Origin of the sequence: Paenibacillus xylanexedens, assembly GCF_017874615.1 — a bacterium.
In the GTDB taxonomy this organism is placed as follows: Bacteria; Bacillota; Bacilli; order Paenibacillales; family Paenibacillaceae; genus Paenibacillus; species Paenibacillus xylanexedens.
Window position 1 is genome coordinate 1 of sequence record NZ_JAGIKV010000018.1, and the last position, 17,853, is coordinate 17,853.

Sequence of the window (17,853 nt, forward strand, 5' to 3'; positions counted from 1 at the left end):
AGCCAGGATCAAACTCTCCAATAAAGTATTGAAAAGAGCGATAAGCTCATTTTGAATCTGACGAGATTAAAAATCTCATTTGTGCTCCAGCCGATTCAAGCCAAGGCTTGTCTCAAACTTTCGCGTTCATTCTGCAAGCAGAATGTTTACTCACTCGTTGTTCAGTTTTCAAAGATCAAACTTATTCCGTTACCGAATGTTGTTCTCTTCAGCAACTCTTATATAATATCATGTCCGAACCAACTTTGCAAGCTCTTTTTTTAAGTTTCTTTCGAAGCTTATTTCAATCGCTTGCCGTACCGTGTATCTCGTGTTTTTTTGGCCGGAAATAGAATATACCATGTAGAACACACACTTGTAAAGAGTTAATTTCAAAACTTATCAAATCCACGATCTAACCATATTAAGGACCTTCAATCTACCATGAACTCTTAGGTTCAATTTTATTATCCTGCAGCTTAATCTTCTTTATTTAAATCTGTCTTTCTTCTATATATAAGAAGGCAACCCTCTCAACTCTTATATTCGAGACGAAAGGGTTACCTTCTATAGTAATCTATATTTATTTACGTTCTACTTTATATCCCTTATCCTCAAGCAGTTTCACGATGCCGTGATCGCCCAAGTAGTGTGCCGCACCAACAACAATGAAATATTCCTCACCTTTGCCGTTTTTCAAGTAACCATCGATTTTGTCCGCCATACCCATGTTACGATCAACCAGCATTGCTTTGTTATATTCCTCGTTAGTGGAGAAACTGTTTGTCAGTTCAAGCAGTTGCTCGTCATTACCCGTTTTCCACATCTCAGCCATTTCTTTCACACTGTTATCCAACACGTCGAAGTTTTCGATTGTCGCTTTCAGTGTTTCCTCTTGTGTTTCTTTGGAAAAGTCGTTAAACATGCCAAGTTGAGATTGATAACTCTCCAACTCAATAACTGGAAGTTTGCGCTCGATCGCTTTCTGGATGAAATACAGATCCACTCCTGCTGACGCTTCGTATCCTGCCGTTGTGGACTTCAAACTTGCAAGTGTACTCTCTACTACCCAAGGCTTAAATGCATCCAAGGCGTTAGACTCCAGACCATTTTTCTTCAATACATCACCCAGCTTAGTATACGTTTCACTGGAAATGTGATCTTTCAGTGTTGTTCCATCTTGATACGAACCCAGACTTAGAACCAGCTTTTGCTGCTCTTCGTCAGCGGCTTTGCTAATATCAATCTCTACCCCGAGATAATCAGCTTCCGCAAAGGCTTCTTCAAACTCCGGACGCAATGGATAGAAGCTCTCATCCGCAATATGCATGGACCCTACCAGATAGATCGTGTTGCCATTGCTTTCTACTTCCCACATGAAGCCACGTCCACCGGTTTGCGCAGTTTCAGTTGCTCCCCCTTTGGATACCAACAGCACGGTGCGCGTTGCAGCATCCCAGCGAACTTCGTAACCTGCTGCATCACCAACGATACGGATTGGCGCATACGTTACACCGTTGATACGTGTAAGCTTGCTTTTGAGTGTAATCGTTTTGCCATCTACTACAGCAGTGATCGTATCATCTGTCGCAGTTGTTAGCTTCACATCCATAGCATCCAGCGTAGTCCGCAGTGGAACCAATGTTGTACCTTTCTCCAAGATCGGCGCTCCTGTAGCATATTTCACAGCTTGGTCATTAACCTTGACGGAAGTTCCTTGTGGAGCAGCCATAGCTGGTACTGCAGATGCGAGCAACCCTACCGAGATTGTAAGAGATAAGAGCATGTGTTTCCATTTCTTCATATTATGAATTCTCCTTTATTGAATATAGTTGCCAATCCAATTTTTAATAGAATAGACATACTTAGATACTACGGTTAAAGATGGGAATTGGTGCCACTCCACAAACGGAGCAGCACGTTCTCCCTTCATTATTACTCTCATTAGATAAGAAACAATAAATAGGAAACCATCATATAGGTTCAATGTTAGATATTCGCAAAGTCTAAGCTATGCCAAGATAAATAGATACTTATCAGCGCTAGGAAAAAAAGGCTATAGAAACCTTGGGATTGCCCCACAGCTTCACTCCATATGCGACGAAGAAAATAGCGATAGCTAATTTAGAGATGCTTTGGTAGTTGCCCTGCTCTGAAAAGGCTGAACTGCTAAATACAATTGAAAGTAGTAGTGTAGTCAGGATCGATCAATGCTTTAAACCACAGAGGTTCCCTCAAAAACTGTATATAGAACCCTTTTAACTGCTGCATGATCATCGACCCTCTCCTGAACTCGATTTAATATGACCACCGACATAGCACACCACTTGTCATAATTAGTGAGAAAAAGTCATCAATAAAGCTTATCTATCAGGACATATTTTCATGATAAGTAGGAAAAAGCGCAAAACTCATTTTGCATCTTCATGCATGCTAATATATACGGATTTTTGGGATATTTTATCTTAATTATACATAGCAAAAAGACCACTATCTAGTATTAGATAACAGTCTCATTTTAGAATACTTTATTCATTTAAATTAAAATCATTCCGTCTTCTATTCTTCTACAGAAAAATAAATACCTAATCGTATGCGAATTGCCGCTATCTCAAAACCAGTTAGAATCATAATCCAGTGATCTTTCCTCCCCTTCTTTCTCTAGTAATATGTTCAGGAAAACATCAAGCAGCTCCTATCAGCTTGAGTACAACTAAAAATATTGCTGGGATAATCGAATTGATGGAATTAAATATTCAGTGAACGATGATATTCGACCATATATTTCTGATAGCTCCTTTTAAAGTAAGTAGAAGCTGGATCCTTATTCTTGCCGCTTCATTCGGAAAAAATCTCACAAATTTTGTGCTTCGGCATGTAGTTGTCATGATTCATCCTCTGGTATAGAGTCTAACTAATCTTCTTGCACATTTCGGTACAGTTTATCTAATATCGTTTTTAACTGATTTAATTCATCGTGTTCCAAACCTCGTGTAACATAGTCATGCGCGTTTTTAACTGTTAACAACAGCTTTCCTTTAACTTCTTGACCTTTAGAGGACAAATATAAATAATGTGAGCGCTTATCTTGATCATGAACAATACGTCGAACCATGCCCTTGCGTTCTAAAGAATGTATCATTCTCACTACCGTTGTTTGATCCCTATCGATGGCCTCCGCCAGCTCTTTTTGAGTCATAGCTTTATCTATATCAAGACAGGAGATAATGCTCCACTGCTCCGGTGTGACCTTGTAGGGCTTTAATTGTTTCGTAAAATAGTTTGTAAGCTTGACATCTGTACGATGGATCAAGAAGCCGGTAATATTATATAAGTCCATTGCAGTACCCTCATTTATCATTTTCTTAAATCAAATATAGTCGATCTCTCAAAGGTTACACATGAAATCCGTCAAAAATTCGTTAATTTCGTTTAGAAAAAATGATACATGGATACAATCAAGCTAAGTATGAACAAAATGAGTGCTGGAATGGCCTTCTGAAACGGATCTTTAGCTAAGACTATTAAAGTAAACGCTCCAGCAAGCATTGTTCCGGCTAGAAGCAAACCAGCTAAAATTGCTGCGACAGGCATCCAGATGCCAACGATCATACCAGCTGCCCCCACAATCTCGAACGAACCAGTCAAAACATTAAAGAACGATGGCAGTCCAAAACGTTTAAACTCATTGGCCATTTTACCGGAAATAATTTTGCTTCCTGTAAAAAGGAAAAAACCACCTAATAGAACCTGTAAAACTGTGATAAAAATGAACATATCTACCCCTCTTTCATAAAGTTATGCATATGAATTTATTACATGCTATAGCATGTATTTTGTTTGAAATTTTATATATTGTCAACCCTAAAATAAAGCTTTATAGATTATAGCCCTTTTATGTCCTTTTAATTTTTCTAAGATTATCGTTCCAAAGGAAGCTTTCTTTTTCACATATCGTTAATATTTCTAGCATGGATAATTCAATTTCTGTTCTTTGTTGAACTGTGGTAAATTTCTCTGTAATCAGCCAATTAAAAGCCTATGCTTCTTACTTTCAATAAATTTAGTAACAAACAAAGGTAATTTACTTAACTTATTGTCAATTCGACCCACGGAATGTAATTTAGCTTGTTTATACAAAAATCAACATCCCAAATTAAATATAACTTCTAAGTAATTATTCGTTCTTGACTGTTTGTATCGAACACCATTAAACAACATGTAGCGCGTTCAACATTAAATTGGCCACCAATGGCTGCAAGCTAATTTCAAATAGAGATATGCACATTTATGTATAAATATGCATATCTCACTAATTATGACAACGCACACACACACATAGCACCATCTATATTAGATCTTATATGCCTTCATGGCTTTAAACAATTCCTTAAAGGTTGGGCGTTTACCGTACATCAGCACACCCGTGCGATAGATTTTGGCTGCAAGCCATCCGAAGATGATAATGGATACGATGAGAATCGCTAAGGACGTTAGAATCTCCCAAGTTGGCGCAACTCCTGCACCGATTCGTACCAGAATCGCGGTCGGCGACGTGAATGGAATGAAGCTTGCGATTTTCAACAATAGAATGTTCGGCGTAGAAATACTGAAGATCGCAATATAGAAGGAAACAAGCGACAACATCGTAATCGGCAGAACAGCCTGACCGAGTTCCTCAGTACGGCTTACCATTGAACCAATGGCAGCGAACAACACGGCATACAGGAAGTAACCCAGAATGTAGAATATAAGTCCGTACACAATAACTGCACTATTCACATCACTCAGACTCATATTGAAGTCACCTAATACTGCACGGTTATGCGGCAGCAAGATATTTCCGGCAACTACCGCTCCGAAGATCCCGATTTGCAGCATCCCCACCATGAATATACCGATGATTTTACCAAACATCTGACTGAGCGGTGATACACTCGTAATCAAAATCTCCATAATACGTGAGCTCTTCTCAGCTGTAATCTCGGAGGCAATCATGTTACCTGTCATCATCGTTGAGGTAAACAGCAGGATGATCAGCAAGTACACCACAATATAGTTAATCGGGCTCATTGCACCTTCAGACGCAGTACCTGCTCCGCTCTCATCTGTACTCAAACTTTGCTCGGTGAGCTTCACAGGTGTTGTAATCAGTTCCTTCTGCTCAGCTGTGAGTACATCCTTCACAACCACATCCAGCTTCACACTCTGTAATGCAGCTTCAATGGATGCAATGATCTGAGGTGATACGTCTTCTGCTGAATATAAAATGGGCTGCGGGAACTCTTGCCCGGAAACTGCTTCAAACTTCAGATAACCATCAGTAACTCCAGCTTCCGCATCGGCTTTGAGAGCCGCCTCATCTTTGTCACCACTGTTGATGAATCGATAAGCCTGATCTCCTTGAGCCGCAGAGAAGCTTTCCAGTTTCTCGGAAACTTCAGGCTGCCCCGTGCTCAAGAGACCAATATTTACAGGGTTACTGCTTGAAGCTCCGCCAATGGAGCCCCCATTGAATAAGGTAATGAAATACGGAACATTGAGTCCGATTGAAATTAAAAGTGCAAGTACAATGGTCGTTACCATGAATGATTTCGTTTTAACTTTGTTTTTAAATGTAAAACCCGTAATCGTTCCCATTTTATTCATTCGACTCACCTACCTCACGAATAAAGATTTGGTTAAGCGTTGGTTCCTTCAGTTCAAAGTGTTCCACTGTCGTCTGAGTCATGGCTGTTCTCAGAATCTCTTGAGCCGCTTCCACCTGACTAATATGTATCAGGTAACCACGCTCATTCCGCTCGACTTTCTTCACACCAGGCAACTGTTCAAGTCCTTCCACACTACCAATCGTACCCAGGAATACCTGTTCACGCGGATACCGGCCCTTGATCTCCTTGATCTCTCCTTGTACCACCGTGTTGGAACGATGCAGAATAGTGATCTGACGACACAACTCTTCAACGTGCTCCATACGGTGTGTTGAGAACAGAATGGCCGTGCCTTCGTCACGTAGCTCCTTGACGGTGGATTTGAGTAATTCCACGTTGACAGGATCCAGTCCACTGAACGCTTCATCCAGAATGAGAATCTGCGGTCTATGCACTACAGCCGCGATAAAGCCCATTTTCTGCTGATTACCTTTGGATAACTCCTCGATCTTCTTATCGTAATACTCAGGTACCTCAAACCGATTCAGCCAGTACTTGAGGCTCTGGTCTGCGTCCTTACCATTCATGCCACGAAGTCGTGCCAGATAATTAATCTGTTCGCTGACTTTCACCTTCGGGTACAATCCGCGCTCTTCCGGAAGATAACCCATAATCTGTTGCAGCTCCGTATTATAGGGCTTGCCGTTGTACAGGATATTCCCTCCGTCCGGGTGAATCAGTCCGAGCACCATGCGCATTGTTGTTGTTTTGCCTGCACCATTCGCTCCGAGCAGTCCGTAAATCTCCCCCTCTTTTACATTGAGCGTGACTCCATTAACGGCTGTTTTGTCTGCATATTGCTTAACGACTTGCTTCAATTCCAATCGGTTCATCATTTATCGTCTCCCTTCGGTTATTTCCACTGTACGGGTGCATACCCGGCAATCCAGAATGCCAGCACTTCATCCAATTCCAAGTTACGGATTTTCAATACTCGGTTATTCGACAGCTCCAGCCTTTCCTGCGCTTCGCTGACCCGGGTTGTAATTACGCGAACCAGACCTCCCTCTTCTATAGAAGATTCCACAACACCAGGAATACTTTCTGGCCTTAAATCTCCTTCATACCAGACTTCCTTCCACTGATCGAGCACCATATCTTTCTCGGCCATCCCCAGTGACTGACCACGGTGCATCAATACGATGTAATCCGCAAGCCTTTTGACTTCGTCTGCAATATGTGTGGCAATCAGAATCGTGGTGTCTCCCCCCGCCATGAAGGTACGGAACTGCTCAACCATCACTTTCCAGGCAAAGGGGTCCAATCCTGATGAAGGCTCATCCAAAAGCAATAGTCTTGGGCGAGCTGCAATTGCAGCTGCAATCTCAAATTTTCGCCTTTCTCCCTTGGACATCTTGTTCAGCTTCACATCAACAGGTACTTCCATATCCTGAATCAGTTGGTCGAACAACTTCATATCCCAACGTGGGTACCAGTACGCCCGGAAATGGGCCGCTTCTTGTGCTGTTATCCGGTTCTCTTCTGAACCAGCGTTATCTGCCACAAAACCAATCTGTTGTCTCAGTTCAATGGGAAGTGGCCCATCATGTTCCTGACCAAACCATATAATCTGCCCAGCATCTGGCAGCACCACTTGCTGTAACATGTTAAGAAGGGTGCTTTTGCCTGAACCGTTGTGACCGAGAATAGCCACTATATACCCTTCCGGGATGGTCAGATCAATTGGGCCAATAACTCTGCGTTTTCGCATTTTGGATACGCCGTTCAACTGGATTGCTATCGGTTCCACGTATGAATCACTCCCTTACTTCACGTAAATAGCCTTCAGGACTTCCCGGAATAGGCTCTCCATCTCTTCTTCCGTACAGCCTACCGATTTCCCGGACTGCACCGCTGCTTGCATCGCTTCCTGTGCGGCCTTTAATCTATAATTTTCTCTGTCACCGGCTTCTACCTGGGCCACAAATGTACCTGTCCCCTGCTTCGTACGAAGCAAGCCTTCATTCTCCAGATCCTGATAGACCCGTCTAACCGTAATAACACTGCAATTCAGTGCTCCGGCGAACTCACGAATGGACGGCAAATGTGTTCCCTCCCCCAACTGACCCGTAATAATTAACGATCTTAACTGATTTTCAATTTGGTGGTATAAAGGTTCAGCGCTATTTTCATTAATTTGAATGGGTATTTTCACATCTTGCACCTCGCCCTCCGGTACACTCCAGTCTGTTACCTGACCGTGCCGGTTTCATCCTGTATTCGTACATAAGCTCAATTCTCATTTTAATTCAAATCCCGATGAACCAGCTTCTTCAGCGTAAAACGACTAGACAGCCATAATCCCGCTACGCCAGCCACCAGAGAAATCCACATGATCGGGGAAAGCAGCCCCCATGATTTACTTCCATCCATTACAATCCGCAATCCGTAACTGCCTGATATTCGAATCAGTATGGATATGCCAATGGCGAATGGTATAAAAAGCGTACTGAGAAGCAAGTATTTCTTGCCACTGTTCAGAAACTCTCCGTAAATATAGAATCCTGTTACCAAAAGGCCATAACCTGTACAGGTAAGGCTAAAGGCCAGATACTGATCCCATCGGAATCCTTCGGCATGAAGGTTAACCACGTATAACGATCCGTAGAAAAAGATTCCATTGTACGTAAACGCCATCAGAGACTGCTGTAGCCTGGACCACATCACCACTTGTTCAGGGATGGGAATTCTGCGATAGTAGGCCAGCATCTGCGTATAAGAATCCTCCTGTATGTAACGGAAGGAGCGCCTGCAGAACATAAACCCTTGAAATGGCAACATGATTAAAAAGAAGGAATCCACTACTGGATTAATAATATCTGTCTGTTGTTGTCCTAAAAACATCACACCGCTCATGCCGCCAGTGTATATCATGAATAATGCAGACCATAGCCATTGGAGCCTATCCTTACTCATCTGGCTGCGGGTCAACCACCACGCCTGCTTCCATTCGTTCATATGCATGCCTGCCTTTCACCTGTCATTCACTCACTCATCTTGCTTACTGTGATTACTGTATATATCAATATACACAGTATACAGACCTATTTCTCATTCCGTCAACCCCTAATTTTCCTGAATCAGGAAGACGGGATGGGACACTTTTCACAGCGACAGTGGTGGGGGTAGTGGCGGCGGGGATTAGGGGATTAGGGGAATAAACGAAATTCCCCAAGCACAAAAGAAGGGCTGTACCCATTATTGTGTAAACACAATTCGGGTACAGCCCTTTGCCGTTCTCTAGCACCTGTTAGGAGAAGAGGTCTTACGATTAAACGAGGTTGTAGCCACTAGGCAGACTGCGATCCCTGCGAATTGCGCGAATCTCGGCCAGAGTCAGCCGCTGATTCGTAGAGATCAGGGATTCCACGTCATCGCCACGGATCAGATCATCCAAATCTCTCAAGTTGGTGTTGCCTCGGAAGACCCGGAATCCACCTTGGAAGTTAGGACGTGTAAACACAACCAGTGTTGCATTGGAACTTGTCGAGAAGAAACGCAGGCTCTCTACCCCACCCAGGATGTTGTCCAAATTACGGAGACCCGTGTTACCACGGTAGATGCGGCTTCTCCCTCTGTAGTTCTCTTCTGAATACACGGTAAGACGTGGATAAGTCTGACTGACGTTGACTGTTTTTTTCATTTTGTTTCCCCCTCTCGAACTCATTCTATGAATGAATAAGAGAGGAAGTGTGGACCAATCATCTGCTAGATTCGTCCATTTTCATATTTTCAGAATATCATAGTGACACATTCACAATTAGCCTGAGGTTGTGTCTCTACTTTTATACGCCGAGGATAACTTCCCATACCGGACGTGTATGACCACCAGGATATAAGATATATAGAAGAACATACACCACAACACCTGTTAGCGCTGACCCGAACCAGATCATGGACGTAAACTTGCCCCAGCGACGATGTTTTCCAAACTTCTTTTTGAACCCCAGTACCAATGTGGAAATGCCAAATATTGCTGCCACGGTAGCCAAGATAATATGAAAGATCAGAAATATCCGGTAAAAGATCTCCAGATCCGGGTCCCCGCCCCAAGCTGTATTACCCACGAACACCGTGCGTGACATATAGATTACAAAGAAGATTAGAGCTGCAATCGCACCTGCTACCATGGCGGACTGATGAGCCTCACGTTTACCCCGAATAATCAGTACCCATCCAATCCCCACCAGTACTGCACTAATCACAATGAAAGAAGTACTGATCGTTGGTAGCCAAAAATACATATCCATCGTGTGTTCCCCCTCTTGTCAGAACATTGACTTAATTATTTGGCAGCCGGATTGAGCGGCCCTCCTGCGCCCCCTGCAGGATACGAATCATCATCATCTTCCTGCTTCTCTTTCCGATACCATTGGAAAAAGACATAAGCCAGCATGGAGGCAAAGATTCCTTCCTGAATAAACTTCATTACAATGCCACCGACCTGCTGATCTTCTTTCGCAGAAGACAGGAAGTTGAAGAACGCAGGCCCACCGAATGAGCGAAGTAATGCCGTAGAATCTCCAGACACACAATACCGCATTGCTTCAGCCCATACTTCCGGGTTGCTGTACGTCTGATACAACGGCTCGGACGCAAAAATAATCAATCCACACGCAGGCGTGAGCAGTACCATATTCAGAAAAATAAAACCAATCTTGGATAACCCCGATGCTTGTCTGCCTTCTGGTAACGGATTCAGCAATGTCCACCACATGAGCATCGAGGTGATGAACAATGCAATATAATACAACCGGTGAACGGTAAAATTCAGCATGACGTAATCATGTACAATCGGTAGGTGATACAGCGAGAACAGCCCGTTAAAGAGCACTGCCGCAACGATCGGATGAGCCAGGAACGATAGCTGCCGTGTAGGCAACCAGCGTACGATTCTGCGCCATACCCAGATCGGCAAACCTTTCATCATCAGCGGCGGAGCTACCAGATAGGAGAACGCCATGCTCACCATGTGGAAGCTAAACATCACGTGACCAAGCAGATTAAAGGGTCCAGCTTGAGCCAGATACAGAACGAACAGCCCTGTAATAAACATGATTTTCTGTGCAGCAGTCGCAGGTTCTGCATCCTTTATTTGCTCGCTTAACGGTCCCACAAGCACCAGATACGCCGCAGCAATGATCAGAAATAAAGCCAATATAAGCGGACTCCATAAGTCGTTGAAGCTAAAATATTGCAACCCGAGCATACGGGAAACCTCCCCGTGACCTAATTTTAATAAATGCCTGAAATTCCTGTAAGAAGATTCACTGGCCTAAAAGGGGAAAAGACGGCGGCATTGCGCCGCCGCCATCTCTTTTACCACCAGACCCAATAGAGTGCCATAATGATGCCTGTAAAGGCTACGAAAAAGCCAAAGGCCATGAACAGAATTGGCATCAGATGCCCTTTGTCCTTCAAGTGCATCCAATAACCCAATTGAACGAATACTTGAAGAATAGCCATGACGAGCAAAATAATAATAGTGAACGTTGTGTTGACCCCTCCAGCAGAAGCAGCCGCAAACGCAATCAGCGTGAGAATAATGGAGAAGATAAACACCACGACGTGTTTCTGTGGCCCTTCCGTCCGGTGACGGTGTTTCACAGGCTGTTGATCTGTCTTATCCTGTGCCGACATGTGCTACCCCACCTTTCCGAGCAGGTACACGACCGTAAAGATGAACACCCAGACCACGTCAATAAAGTGCCAGTACATTGCGGAGACGTATACTTTAGGTGCAGTTACGACCGTCAATCCTTTTTTGAACAGCTGACCGATAATGATTCCGATCCACACAATACCAAAAGCAACGTGGGCTCCGTGGAACCCGACCAGTGTATAGAATGCTGAACTGAATGCACTCGTGGTCATGCCAAATCCTTTATGTTTCACATACTCATAGAACTCGTATATCTCCAGTCCGAGGAATCCGAGACCCAGAACTACCGTGATGCCAAGCCACAAGGCGAGTTTGTTCCGGTTACCCTTATGCATGGCCTGAATTGCAAATACACTCGTTAAACTACTGACCAGGAGAATGAACGTTGCAGCGGCCACGAGTGGCAGGTGGAACAGTTCATTCGCCGTAGGTCCATCATTGGTTTGGCCACGAAGAGCCAGGAAGGTAGCAAAGAGTGTACCGAACAGTACCGTCTCGCCGCCAAGGAACAACCAGAAGGCGATAAGCTTGTTACGGCCTTCCAGCGTTGCTTTCTCCGGTTCATGTGGCAATTTGTCGTTCACCGGTTCGGCATGTGAGGTTGTCATGTTCTAGCCCCCTTCTCATCCTGATCCTCCGGTTCAATATGCCAGCCATGATCATCATAAAGTGAACGCAGTGCCATTGATCCAAATGTAATCAGAAGACCGATGACAACTACAATATAATTGTTAAACAATCCATTCATAAACGCATTACCGAATTCATCCTTGCTGAACATCAGGCCAAGTCCGGCAATAAAAATCCCTACGGACATTACAAATGGCAACGGCGTTGCTGACGGCATATGAATCGAACCTACGGGTTCTGCCGGTGTCATCTCCGTATGTCCGGCCATCTTTTCCTTCCAGTACGCATCAATTCCACGTACCAGTGGAGTCTGCTTGAAGTTGTATTCCGGTGGCGGTGAAGGAATGGACCATTCCAGGGTACGACCGTCTTCCCACGGATCGTTTGGCGCGCCAGCCGGTTTTCTCATTGTGATTACGATGTTCACGAGGAATATAATAACCCCCACACCCATCAGAAATGCACCGACGGAGCTGACCAGATTAAGCAGGTCAAAGTCCTGATTCGGCAAATATGTAACGATCCGGCGCTGCATTCCCATTAGACCGAGGAAATGCTGTACAAAGAACGTTAATTGGAAACCGATCATAAATGTCCAGAATGTCCATTTGCCCAGTGTTTCGCTGAGAATACGTCCGAACATCTTAGGCCACCAGTAATGCAGTCCCGAGAACAAGCCAAGCACCAGTCCCCCTACAATAACGTAGTGAAAGTGGGCCACAACAAAGTACGTATCATGGAACTGGAAATCCGCTGGAGCAGATGCCAACATGACACCAGTAACGCCGCCCATAACGAAGGTTGGAATGAATCCAACTGCGAACAGGTTTGCCACCGTAAAGCGAATCTGTCCACCCCACATCGTAAAGAGCCAGTTAAATATTTTGATCCCTGTTGGTACAGCAATCAGCATGGTCGAGATAGAAAAGAGCGCATTAGCTACATTTCCCAGACCCGTTGTAAACATGTGATGCGCCCACACCATGAAGCCCAGGAAGGCAATCAGGATGGTTGCAAACACCATGGAGCTGTAACCAAACAATCGTTTGCGCGCAAAGGTTGGAATAACTTCCGAGATAATACCAAATGCCGGCAAAATGAGAATGTATACTTCAGGGTGCCCGAAGATCCAGAAGATATGTTGCCAGAGTACGGGGTTACCGCCACCTGCGACATCGAAGAAATTCGCTCCCAGTATACGGTCAAACGTTAACAGAACCAATCCTACCGTAACGGCAGGGAATGCAAAAAGAATGATAGCTGATGTAATAAATGTCGTCCATGTAAACATCGGCATCCGCATGTAGGACATTCCCGGAGCACGCATCGTAATGATGGTGGCGAGAAAGTTAATGCCCCCGATGAGTGTTCCCAGACCGGCGATCTGAAGACCGATCGTGTAGAAATCCACACCGTGCGTTCCACTGTACTCACTGCCCGAAAGCGGCGTATATGAGGTCCAGCCCGCATCCGGTGCCCCTCCCATAACCCAGCTCAGGTTCAGCAACAATCCACCAAACAGGAATGTCCAGAAACCCAGCGCGTTAAGAAACGGGAAAGCAACGTCCCGTGCCCCGATCTGCAAAGGCACGACTGCATTCATAATGGCAAAAATAAGTGGCATGACACCAAGGAAAATCATCGTTGTTCCATGCATTGTAATCAATTCGTTGAAGACCTGTGCCGATACAAAATTATTCATAGGCTTCATTAGTTGAATCCGAATCAAAATGGCTTCAATGCCGCCGATTCCAAAGAAAAATCCACCCGCAACCAAATAGAGAATGGCGATTTTTTTGTGATCGACGGTGGTGATCCAATCCATCAAGCCCCTGTACCTCTTGACGCTATGCGCATGAGCCAAGGTTGTGTACCCCCTTCTTCGTCCTTGCTGTTCTATTCATAGTCCAATTTGTAGTTGGCCAGATATTCGGCAATTCCGTCGATTTCTTCATCCGTCAACCCAAGATCTTTGGGATTCGGCATGGTATTGCCCGGCTTCACGGATTGTGGATCATGGAGCCATTCTTTCATGTTATCCAGTACCGGACTACCTTCTTCCTGTCCCTCACGAGAATTCAGCAAAATGCCTGCGACAGATTCCTTGCCGCCGATTCCCGTCAGGTTAGGTGCAACCGGTCCACCTTGATCACCAACAGCGTGGCAAGAAAGGCAGTTTGTTTTGAACTTTTCGGCCAATTGAGTGTCTTCAGGAAGGACTGCGGGTGCTTTCATCTGGTTCACCCATCTGTCAAAGGATTCCTGACTCACTGCTTTTACCTTAAACTCCATGAAAGCATGCGATCTGCCACATAACTCGGCACATTTACCGCGGTAAACGCCTTCATTCGGTGCAGAGAAACTGAATTTGTTAAGTGTTCCATCCGGGTTTGTGTCCATTTTGCCCGCAAGTGACGGCACCCAGAAGGAGTGAAGCACGTCAGCGGTTTTTAATTCGAATGCGATTTTTGTTCCGGTCGGGATGATGAGATCTTGAGCGGTGGTTACGTCATATTGAGGATAAGTGAATTCCCACCAGTACTGATGCGAGGTGACTTGGACCTTAAGTGCGTTTTTGTCATTCGACAAATCTTCGCCTTGGGCAAAAATCGTTTGGACCGTCGGTACTGCCAGCACAATAACCAACAATAACGGAATGGCTGTCCATATTACTTCCAGCTTGAAATTACCTTCAACCTGTTCGGGCATCTCAGTCTGCCCGGCTCGTCTACGAAACCGGATCAGAACATAGGCCGCTATGGCAAATACAATGATGAGCACCACGATCATAATCGCGATGGATAGCTTCATCAGATCATATTGGCCTTGCGCTACAGGACCCTGAGGTTTCATTACCGACAAGTCTTCCCGCCCGCATGCGGATAGCAGCAAAGAGAACACCGCCAGCAAGGGGAGAATTCGCTTTGCAACCTGCCACTGTTTCATCATTGATCTACCCCACTTTTTTACATTTTCGTAGATTACCGTTGTCGTTCGGTAGAAAGGCAACAAAAGGTACGTTTCAGCACGATACGCATAATCCTCTTCATCATACAGAACGCTTACAAAAATAACGCTTCCAGTACTCCCGTCATTTCCTGCACAGGGCATGTCTGCGCATTCTTCCAATTCATTCTATATGCTTCAATCACTTATTAAATATAAGTTGAGGGTATGATTTTGTCAATCTTTGGACACATGTTCACAAATTGTTCACTTTATGTAAAAAACCGCTCTACAACTTGATTTGCAAACGATTTCAGTTAAAAGTATTACACTCTACATTTGAAAATTTTTGCCAAATTTCGGTGATAAAACTCGATTTATTGGTGATTTTTCTCACATTGAAAACATGTGCTATTATGCAAAAGAAAGATCAGAATTTATGGAAACCCTCTTCCATATCCATTCAGAAGACATGCCTATCGCTCCATACCGCTATCTTCAAGCCCAAAACAGCATGGAGCATTTTGGAGAAAGGTCAACTCAAGTCCTCTTCTTCACTGACTTCATCTCACGTGCCATCGGTCAGAATTAAGGGGCCATTCCCAGTAATCGCAACCGTATGCTCATACTGGACCCCCCAGCTGCCATCTACCGTCCTTACCGTCCATCCATCTTCATCCCACACAACGGCCCCGGAACTGCCTTTTGTAAAGATTGGTTCAATCGTAATAACCATGCCCTCGGTGAGCATCGTGCCCGTTCTGCGTTTGCCGTAAGGCAGCACATTTGGGGGTTCATGAATATATTGACCAATCCCATGACCAATGAGAGGCTTCACAATTCCGTACCGATACAATCTGGCTGTTCGTTCAATGGCACTTCCAATATCTCCGAGTGTATTCCCTGGAACTGCCTGGGCAATCGCCCGCTCAAGTGCCTTCTCCGTGCGTCTCATCAGCTTGCGAATGGATCTGCTTGGTTCGCCAATTCCATATGTCCAGGCCGAGTCAGCAAGCCAGCCGTCTTTGTTCACCACCATATCGATGGTCACTACATCCCCGCTCGCCAGCTCCTCTTCCCCCGGAAATCCGTGGCAGACCACTTCATTAACAGAGGCACACGTCGCGTACGGATATCCTTTATATCCTTTTTGCTCTGGTGTGGCTCCTCGTGCTGCCAGAAACTCTTCCACCCGCTCATTAATCTCTGCGGTCGTGATACCGGGTATCATCCACTGCTCAATATGCTGGTGACAACTTCGCAAAATTCGTCCAGCTTCCCGCATGTAGCCAATCTCTTCTTTGGTTTTCAAAATAGGGTCCACATGCATTCATCCTTCCTGCTGTAGGTGTACTCCCATATATATGCAGCAGGAACGCAAAAAAAACCGCCTGCCGGAGCTTATCGCCCGGGAGACGGTTCTATTCATTATCGGAACAGTATAATTAGAGTTGTGTGTTGTTTCAGGACACGGAAGAATCCATCTTGACAAGCTCATGCTCAACCACAGAAGTCAATTCTTCCTCATATCCACCCGTAATCCGGTATTTTCTCACGTACTCCTTCACGAATTTTTTTGGATCTTTAGGACGGAAAATCCGAGTCATTTCCCTCAAACTTTCTTTGACCTCATTGTGACCTTTCGTTGCCATTGTAATTCCCTCCCAAAACGTTGAAAGTGAATGCTCCGTTTAGAGAATGCCGAATAAGTCTTAAATGCCATCCATGAAGTTGTGTGCGCGGCTTAAAGCAAGCTTTAGGTCGGGAACCTCGCTAGAAAGCAAGTACCTGACACTATAAATACCCGATATGATTCGGAATGAATCATAATCTTATTGTAGCATATTCGGAAGTATCTTACGACTTGACGATTTTCTCTAATAAATATAACGGTTTTCATGCCCAAAAAGTTTAATTCCGAATCATAAGTTATAAATGCCACCATTCTATACGGAATTAATATATCCAGCATAACACTGAACTATTCGGGGGATATTATCACAGACAACCCATACAGTTAAATTACTGGTATCCAAAGGAGGCGTCTTCTCATGGACCGCAACGAACAAGATATGCTGCCCCTTTCGCATGAAAAGGTGGAAGTAGACGGAGTTTACATCAATGAAGCCGGACGTGAGGAACATCTGCACCGGGGGCAGCATTTCCCGGCCGATCCCGTTCTTGGCAAGTCGGAATGGAAACTGACCGAATATGCATATGATAATCATCACGAAGGACGAACCGATGAGCGGTTGGTTCCCAAAGAAAACGACACCGATAAAATTGGCAAGATTACAAACCCTCGCAGACAGATCGAGGGAGGATAACGATTTCGTTTAAATCAACGTTTAATCGTAAACGATAACAGGGGCAGAGCAAGCTGTACAATGGCTTGCTCTGCCCCTGTTTACTTTTTCCTATGTGTTGTATCCCGATCCGTTCACAGGCAAATAAATTCATCGGTTCAGTTCTGTCCATCTCTCTCATAGCCTAGTTAAAAAGGTCAAAGGAGGCTGGACCGGATGTCCCCCATGAAATCGTCTAGCGGTCTGGATGAAAATATTGCCGGTATGCTTTGTTATCTGTTTACCTTTGTAGGTGGGATTGTCTTTCTCGCTGTGGAGAAGCGGAGTCGGTTCGTGTTATTTCATGCGCTGCAATCTGTAACGGTCTTTGGCATCATTATGGTCGGGCATGTATTATCGGCTTTCCTTCCGTTGTTCGGACCACTGGTGGCATCGCTGTTATCCCTGCTTGGTGTAGTGGTCTGGCTTATTATGGTCGTTACCAGCTTGCAGGGGAAATGGCTAAAACTGCCGTGGGTTGGCGATTTTGCAGAAAAACAGTTACGTCATCTGTAATCCCCGCTCATCATAGTTAAACAAAACAAAAAACACCGAAGACACGACTCTGTTGAGCCTGTAT

Annotated in this window: 19 protein-coding genes; 2 read left to right on the plus strand and 17 right to left on the minus strand. The window is 44.7% G+C overall.

Features of this window, described 5'->3' with window-relative positions:
* Positions 1 to 562 precede the first annotated feature (562 nt).
* The 17 genes from J2Z28_RS21140 to J2Z28_RS21220 all read right to left on the minus strand — a co-directional run bounded on the left by J2Z28_RS21140 (position 563) and on the right by J2Z28_RS21220 (position 16,580).
* Positions 563 to 1,783, minus strand: a complete 1,221-nt coding sequence (locus tag J2Z28_RS21140; RefSeq protein WP_211084175.1) for a TraB/GumN family protein — start codon at positions 1,781 to 1,783, stop codon at positions 563 to 565.
* Positions 1,784 to 2,893: 1,110 nt separating this feature from the next.
* Positions 2,894 to 3,319 (minus strand): MarR family winged helix-turn-helix transcriptional regulator, encoded by a 426-nt coding sequence (locus J2Z28_RS21145; protein WP_036613157.1) that lies wholly within the window; start codon positions 3,317 to 3,319, stop codon positions 2,894 to 2,896.
* 92 nt (positions 3,320 to 3,411) lie between these two features.
* A complete protein-coding gene (locus J2Z28_RS21150) occupies positions 3,412 to 3,756 on the minus strand; it encodes a DoxX family protein (RefSeq protein WP_211084176.1) in 345 nt (114 codons plus the stop codon).
* A 576-nt stretch (positions 3,757 to 4,332) separates the two neighbouring features.
* Positions 4,333 to 5,628: an ABC transporter permease gene (locus J2Z28_RS21155; RefSeq protein ID WP_211084177.1), complete on the minus strand. Its 1,296-nt coding sequence runs from the start codon at positions 5,626 to 5,628 to the stop codon at positions 4,333 to 4,335.
* Positions 5,621 to 6,523, minus strand: a complete 903-nt coding sequence (locus J2Z28_RS21160; protein ID WP_211084266.1) for an ABC transporter ATP-binding protein — start codon at positions 6,521 to 6,523, stop codon at positions 5,621 to 5,623. Before J2Z28_RS21160 ends, J2Z28_RS21155 begins: the two co-directional genes overlap by 8 nt.
* A gap of 20 nt (positions 6,524 to 6,543) precedes the next feature.
* Positions 6,544 to 7,440, minus strand: a complete 897-nt coding sequence (locus tag J2Z28_RS21165; protein WP_211084178.1) for an ATP-binding cassette domain-containing protein — start codon at positions 7,438 to 7,440, stop codon at positions 6,544 to 6,546.
* A 15-nt stretch (positions 7,441 to 7,455) separates the two neighbouring features.
* On the minus strand, positions 7,456 to 7,845 hold the full coding sequence (locus J2Z28_RS21170) for a GntR family transcriptional regulator (protein ID WP_036613231.1): 390 nt from the start codon (positions 7,843 to 7,845) through the stop codon (positions 7,456 to 7,458).
* An 89-nt stretch (positions 7,846 to 7,934) separates the two neighbouring features.
* A complete protein-coding gene (locus J2Z28_RS21175) occupies positions 7,935 to 8,648 on the minus strand; it encodes a hypothetical protein (protein ID WP_211084179.1) in 714 nt (237 codons plus the stop codon).
* Between the two features lie 313 nt (positions 8,649 to 8,961).
* Positions 8,962 to 9,333, minus strand: coding sequence for a hypothetical protein (locus J2Z28_RS21180; protein WP_211084180.1), 372 nt, complete (start codon positions 9,331 to 9,333; stop codon positions 8,962 to 8,964).
* A 142-nt stretch (positions 9,334 to 9,475) separates the two neighbouring features.
* Positions 9,476 to 9,940 (minus strand): DUF420 domain-containing protein, encoded by a 465-nt coding sequence (locus tag J2Z28_RS21185; RefSeq protein WP_017690833.1) that lies wholly within the window; start codon positions 9,938 to 9,940, stop codon positions 9,476 to 9,478.
* Positions 9,941 to 9,975: 35 nt separating this feature from the next.
* On the minus strand, positions 9,976 to 10,899 hold the full coding sequence (gene ctaG / locus J2Z28_RS21190; protein WP_211084181.1) for a cytochrome c oxidase assembly factor CtaG: 924 nt from the start codon (positions 10,897 to 10,899) through the stop codon (positions 9,976 to 9,978).
* A gap of 110 nt (positions 10,900 to 11,009) precedes the next feature.
* Positions 11,010 to 11,330, minus strand: coding sequence for a cytochrome C oxidase subunit IV family protein (locus J2Z28_RS21195; protein WP_211084182.1), 321 nt, complete (start codon positions 11,328 to 11,330; stop codon positions 11,010 to 11,012).
* 3 nt (positions 11,331 to 11,333) lie between these two features.
* The gene (locus J2Z28_RS21200) at positions 11,334 to 11,960 is read right to left on the minus strand and encodes a cytochrome (ubi)quinol oxidase subunit III (RefSeq protein WP_211084183.1); all 627 of its coding nucleotides are present in this window, start codon (positions 11,958 to 11,960) and stop codon (positions 11,334 to 11,336) included.
* Positions 11,957 to 13,807, minus strand: coding sequence for a cytochrome c oxidase subunit I (gene ctaD, locus J2Z28_RS21205; RefSeq protein ID WP_415841475.1), 1,851 nt, complete (start codon positions 13,805 to 13,807; stop codon positions 11,957 to 11,959). Before ctaD ends, J2Z28_RS21200 begins: the two co-directional genes overlap by 4 nt.
* 71 nt (positions 13,808 to 13,878) lie before the next feature.
* The gene (gene coxB, locus J2Z28_RS21210; protein ID WP_047840266.1) at positions 13,879 to 14,931 is read right to left on the minus strand and encodes a cytochrome c oxidase subunit II; all 1,053 of its coding nucleotides are present in this window, start codon (positions 14,929 to 14,931) and stop codon (positions 13,879 to 13,881) included.
* A gap of 565 nt (positions 14,932 to 15,496) precedes the next feature.
* Complete coding sequence (gene map / locus J2Z28_RS21215; protein WP_211084185.1) at positions 15,497 to 16,258, minus strand: type I methionyl aminopeptidase; 762 nt, start codon at positions 16,256 to 16,258, stop codon at positions 15,497 to 15,499.
* 133 nt (positions 16,259 to 16,391) lie between these two features.
* Positions 16,392 to 16,580 carry a hypothetical protein gene (locus tag J2Z28_RS21220; RefSeq protein ID WP_017690840.1) on the minus strand — a complete coding sequence of 63 codons (189 nt, stop codon included), beginning with the start codon at positions 16,578 to 16,580 and terminating at the stop codon, positions 16,392 to 16,394.
* A gap of 399 nt (positions 16,581 to 16,979) precedes the next feature.
* Between J2Z28_RS21220 and J2Z28_RS21225 the strand changes: the two genes are divergently transcribed.
* Both J2Z28_RS21225 and J2Z28_RS21230 read left to right on the plus strand, forming a co-directional pair.
* Complete coding sequence (locus J2Z28_RS21225; protein WP_211084186.1) at positions 16,980 to 17,255, plus strand: transposase; 276 nt, start codon at positions 16,980 to 16,982, stop codon at positions 17,253 to 17,255.
* Positions 17,256 to 17,450: 195 nt separating this feature from the next.
* Positions 17,451 to 17,789, plus strand: a complete 339-nt coding sequence (locus tag J2Z28_RS21230; protein ID WP_047840268.1) for a DUF4870 domain-containing protein — start codon at positions 17,451 to 17,453, stop codon at positions 17,787 to 17,789.
* Positions 17,790 to 17,853: the final 64 nt, after the last annotated feature.

What these genes read in the sequence shown, in the direction of transcription:
- J2Z28_RS21185 (WP_017690833.1), bottom strand. Translation starts at nt 9,940, where the DNA reads ATGGATATGTATTTTTGGCTACCAACGATCAGTACTTCTTTCATTGTG.
- J2Z28_RS21145 (WP_036613157.1), bottom strand. Translation starts at nt 3,319, where the DNA reads ATGGACTTATATAATATTACCGGCTTCTTGATCCATCGTACAGATGTC.
- J2Z28_RS21175 (WP_211084179.1), bottom strand. Translation starts at nt 8,648, where the DNA reads ATGAACGAATGGAAGCAGGCGTGGTGGTTGACCCGCAGCCAGATGAGT.
- J2Z28_RS21195 (WP_211084182.1), bottom strand. Translation starts at nt 11,330, where the DNA reads ATGTCGGCACAGGATAAGACAGATCAACAGCCTGTGAAACACCGTCAC.
- coxB (WP_047840266.1), bottom strand. Translation starts at nt 14,931, where the DNA reads ATGATGAAACAGTGGCAGGTTGCAAAGCGAATTCTCCCCTTGCTGGCG.
- J2Z28_RS21160 (WP_211084266.1), bottom strand. Translation starts at nt 6,523, where the DNA reads ATGAACCGATTGGAATTGAAGCAAGTCGTTAAGCAATATGCAGACAAA.
- J2Z28_RS21150 (WP_211084176.1), bottom strand. Translation starts at nt 3,756, where the DNA reads ATGTTCATTTTTATCACAGTTTTACAGGTTCTATTAGGTGGTTTTTTC.
- ctaD (WP_415841475.1), bottom strand. Translation starts at nt 13,807, where the DNA reads ATGGATTGGATCACCACCGTCGATCACAAAAAAATCGCCATTCTCTAT.
- J2Z28_RS21200 (WP_211084183.1), bottom strand. Translation starts at nt 11,960, where the DNA reads ATGACAACCTCACATGCCGAACCGGTGAACGACAAATTGCCACATGAA.
- map (WP_211084185.1), bottom strand. Translation starts at nt 16,258, where the DNA reads ATGCATGTGGACCCTATTTTGAAAACCAAAGAAGAGATTGGCTACATG.
- J2Z28_RS21140 (WP_211084175.1), bottom strand. Translation starts at nt 1,783, where the DNA reads ATGAAGAAATGGAAACACATGCTCTTATCTCTTACAATCTCGGTAGGG.
- ctaG (WP_211084181.1), bottom strand. Translation starts at nt 10,899, where the DNA reads ATGCTCGGGTTGCAATATTTTAGCTTCAACGACTTATGGAGTCCGCTT.
- J2Z28_RS21230 (WP_047840268.1), top strand. Translation starts at nt 17,451, where the DNA reads ATGTCCCCCATGAAATCGTCTAGCGGTCTGGATGAAAATATTGCCGGT.
- J2Z28_RS21180 (WP_211084180.1), bottom strand. Translation starts at nt 9,333, where the DNA reads ATGAAAAAAACAGTCAACGTCAGTCAGACTTATCCACGTCTTACCGTG.
- J2Z28_RS21155 (WP_211084177.1), bottom strand. Translation starts at nt 5,628, where the DNA reads ATGAATAAAATGGGAACGATTACGGGTTTTACATTTAAAAACAAAGTT.
- J2Z28_RS21225 (WP_211084186.1), top strand. Translation starts at nt 16,980, where the DNA reads ATGGACCGCAACGAACAAGATATGCTGCCCCTTTCGCATGAAAAGGTG.
- J2Z28_RS21220 (WP_017690840.1), bottom strand. Translation starts at nt 16,580, where the DNA reads ATGGCAACGAAAGGTCACAATGAGGTCAAAGAAAGTTTGAGGGAAATG.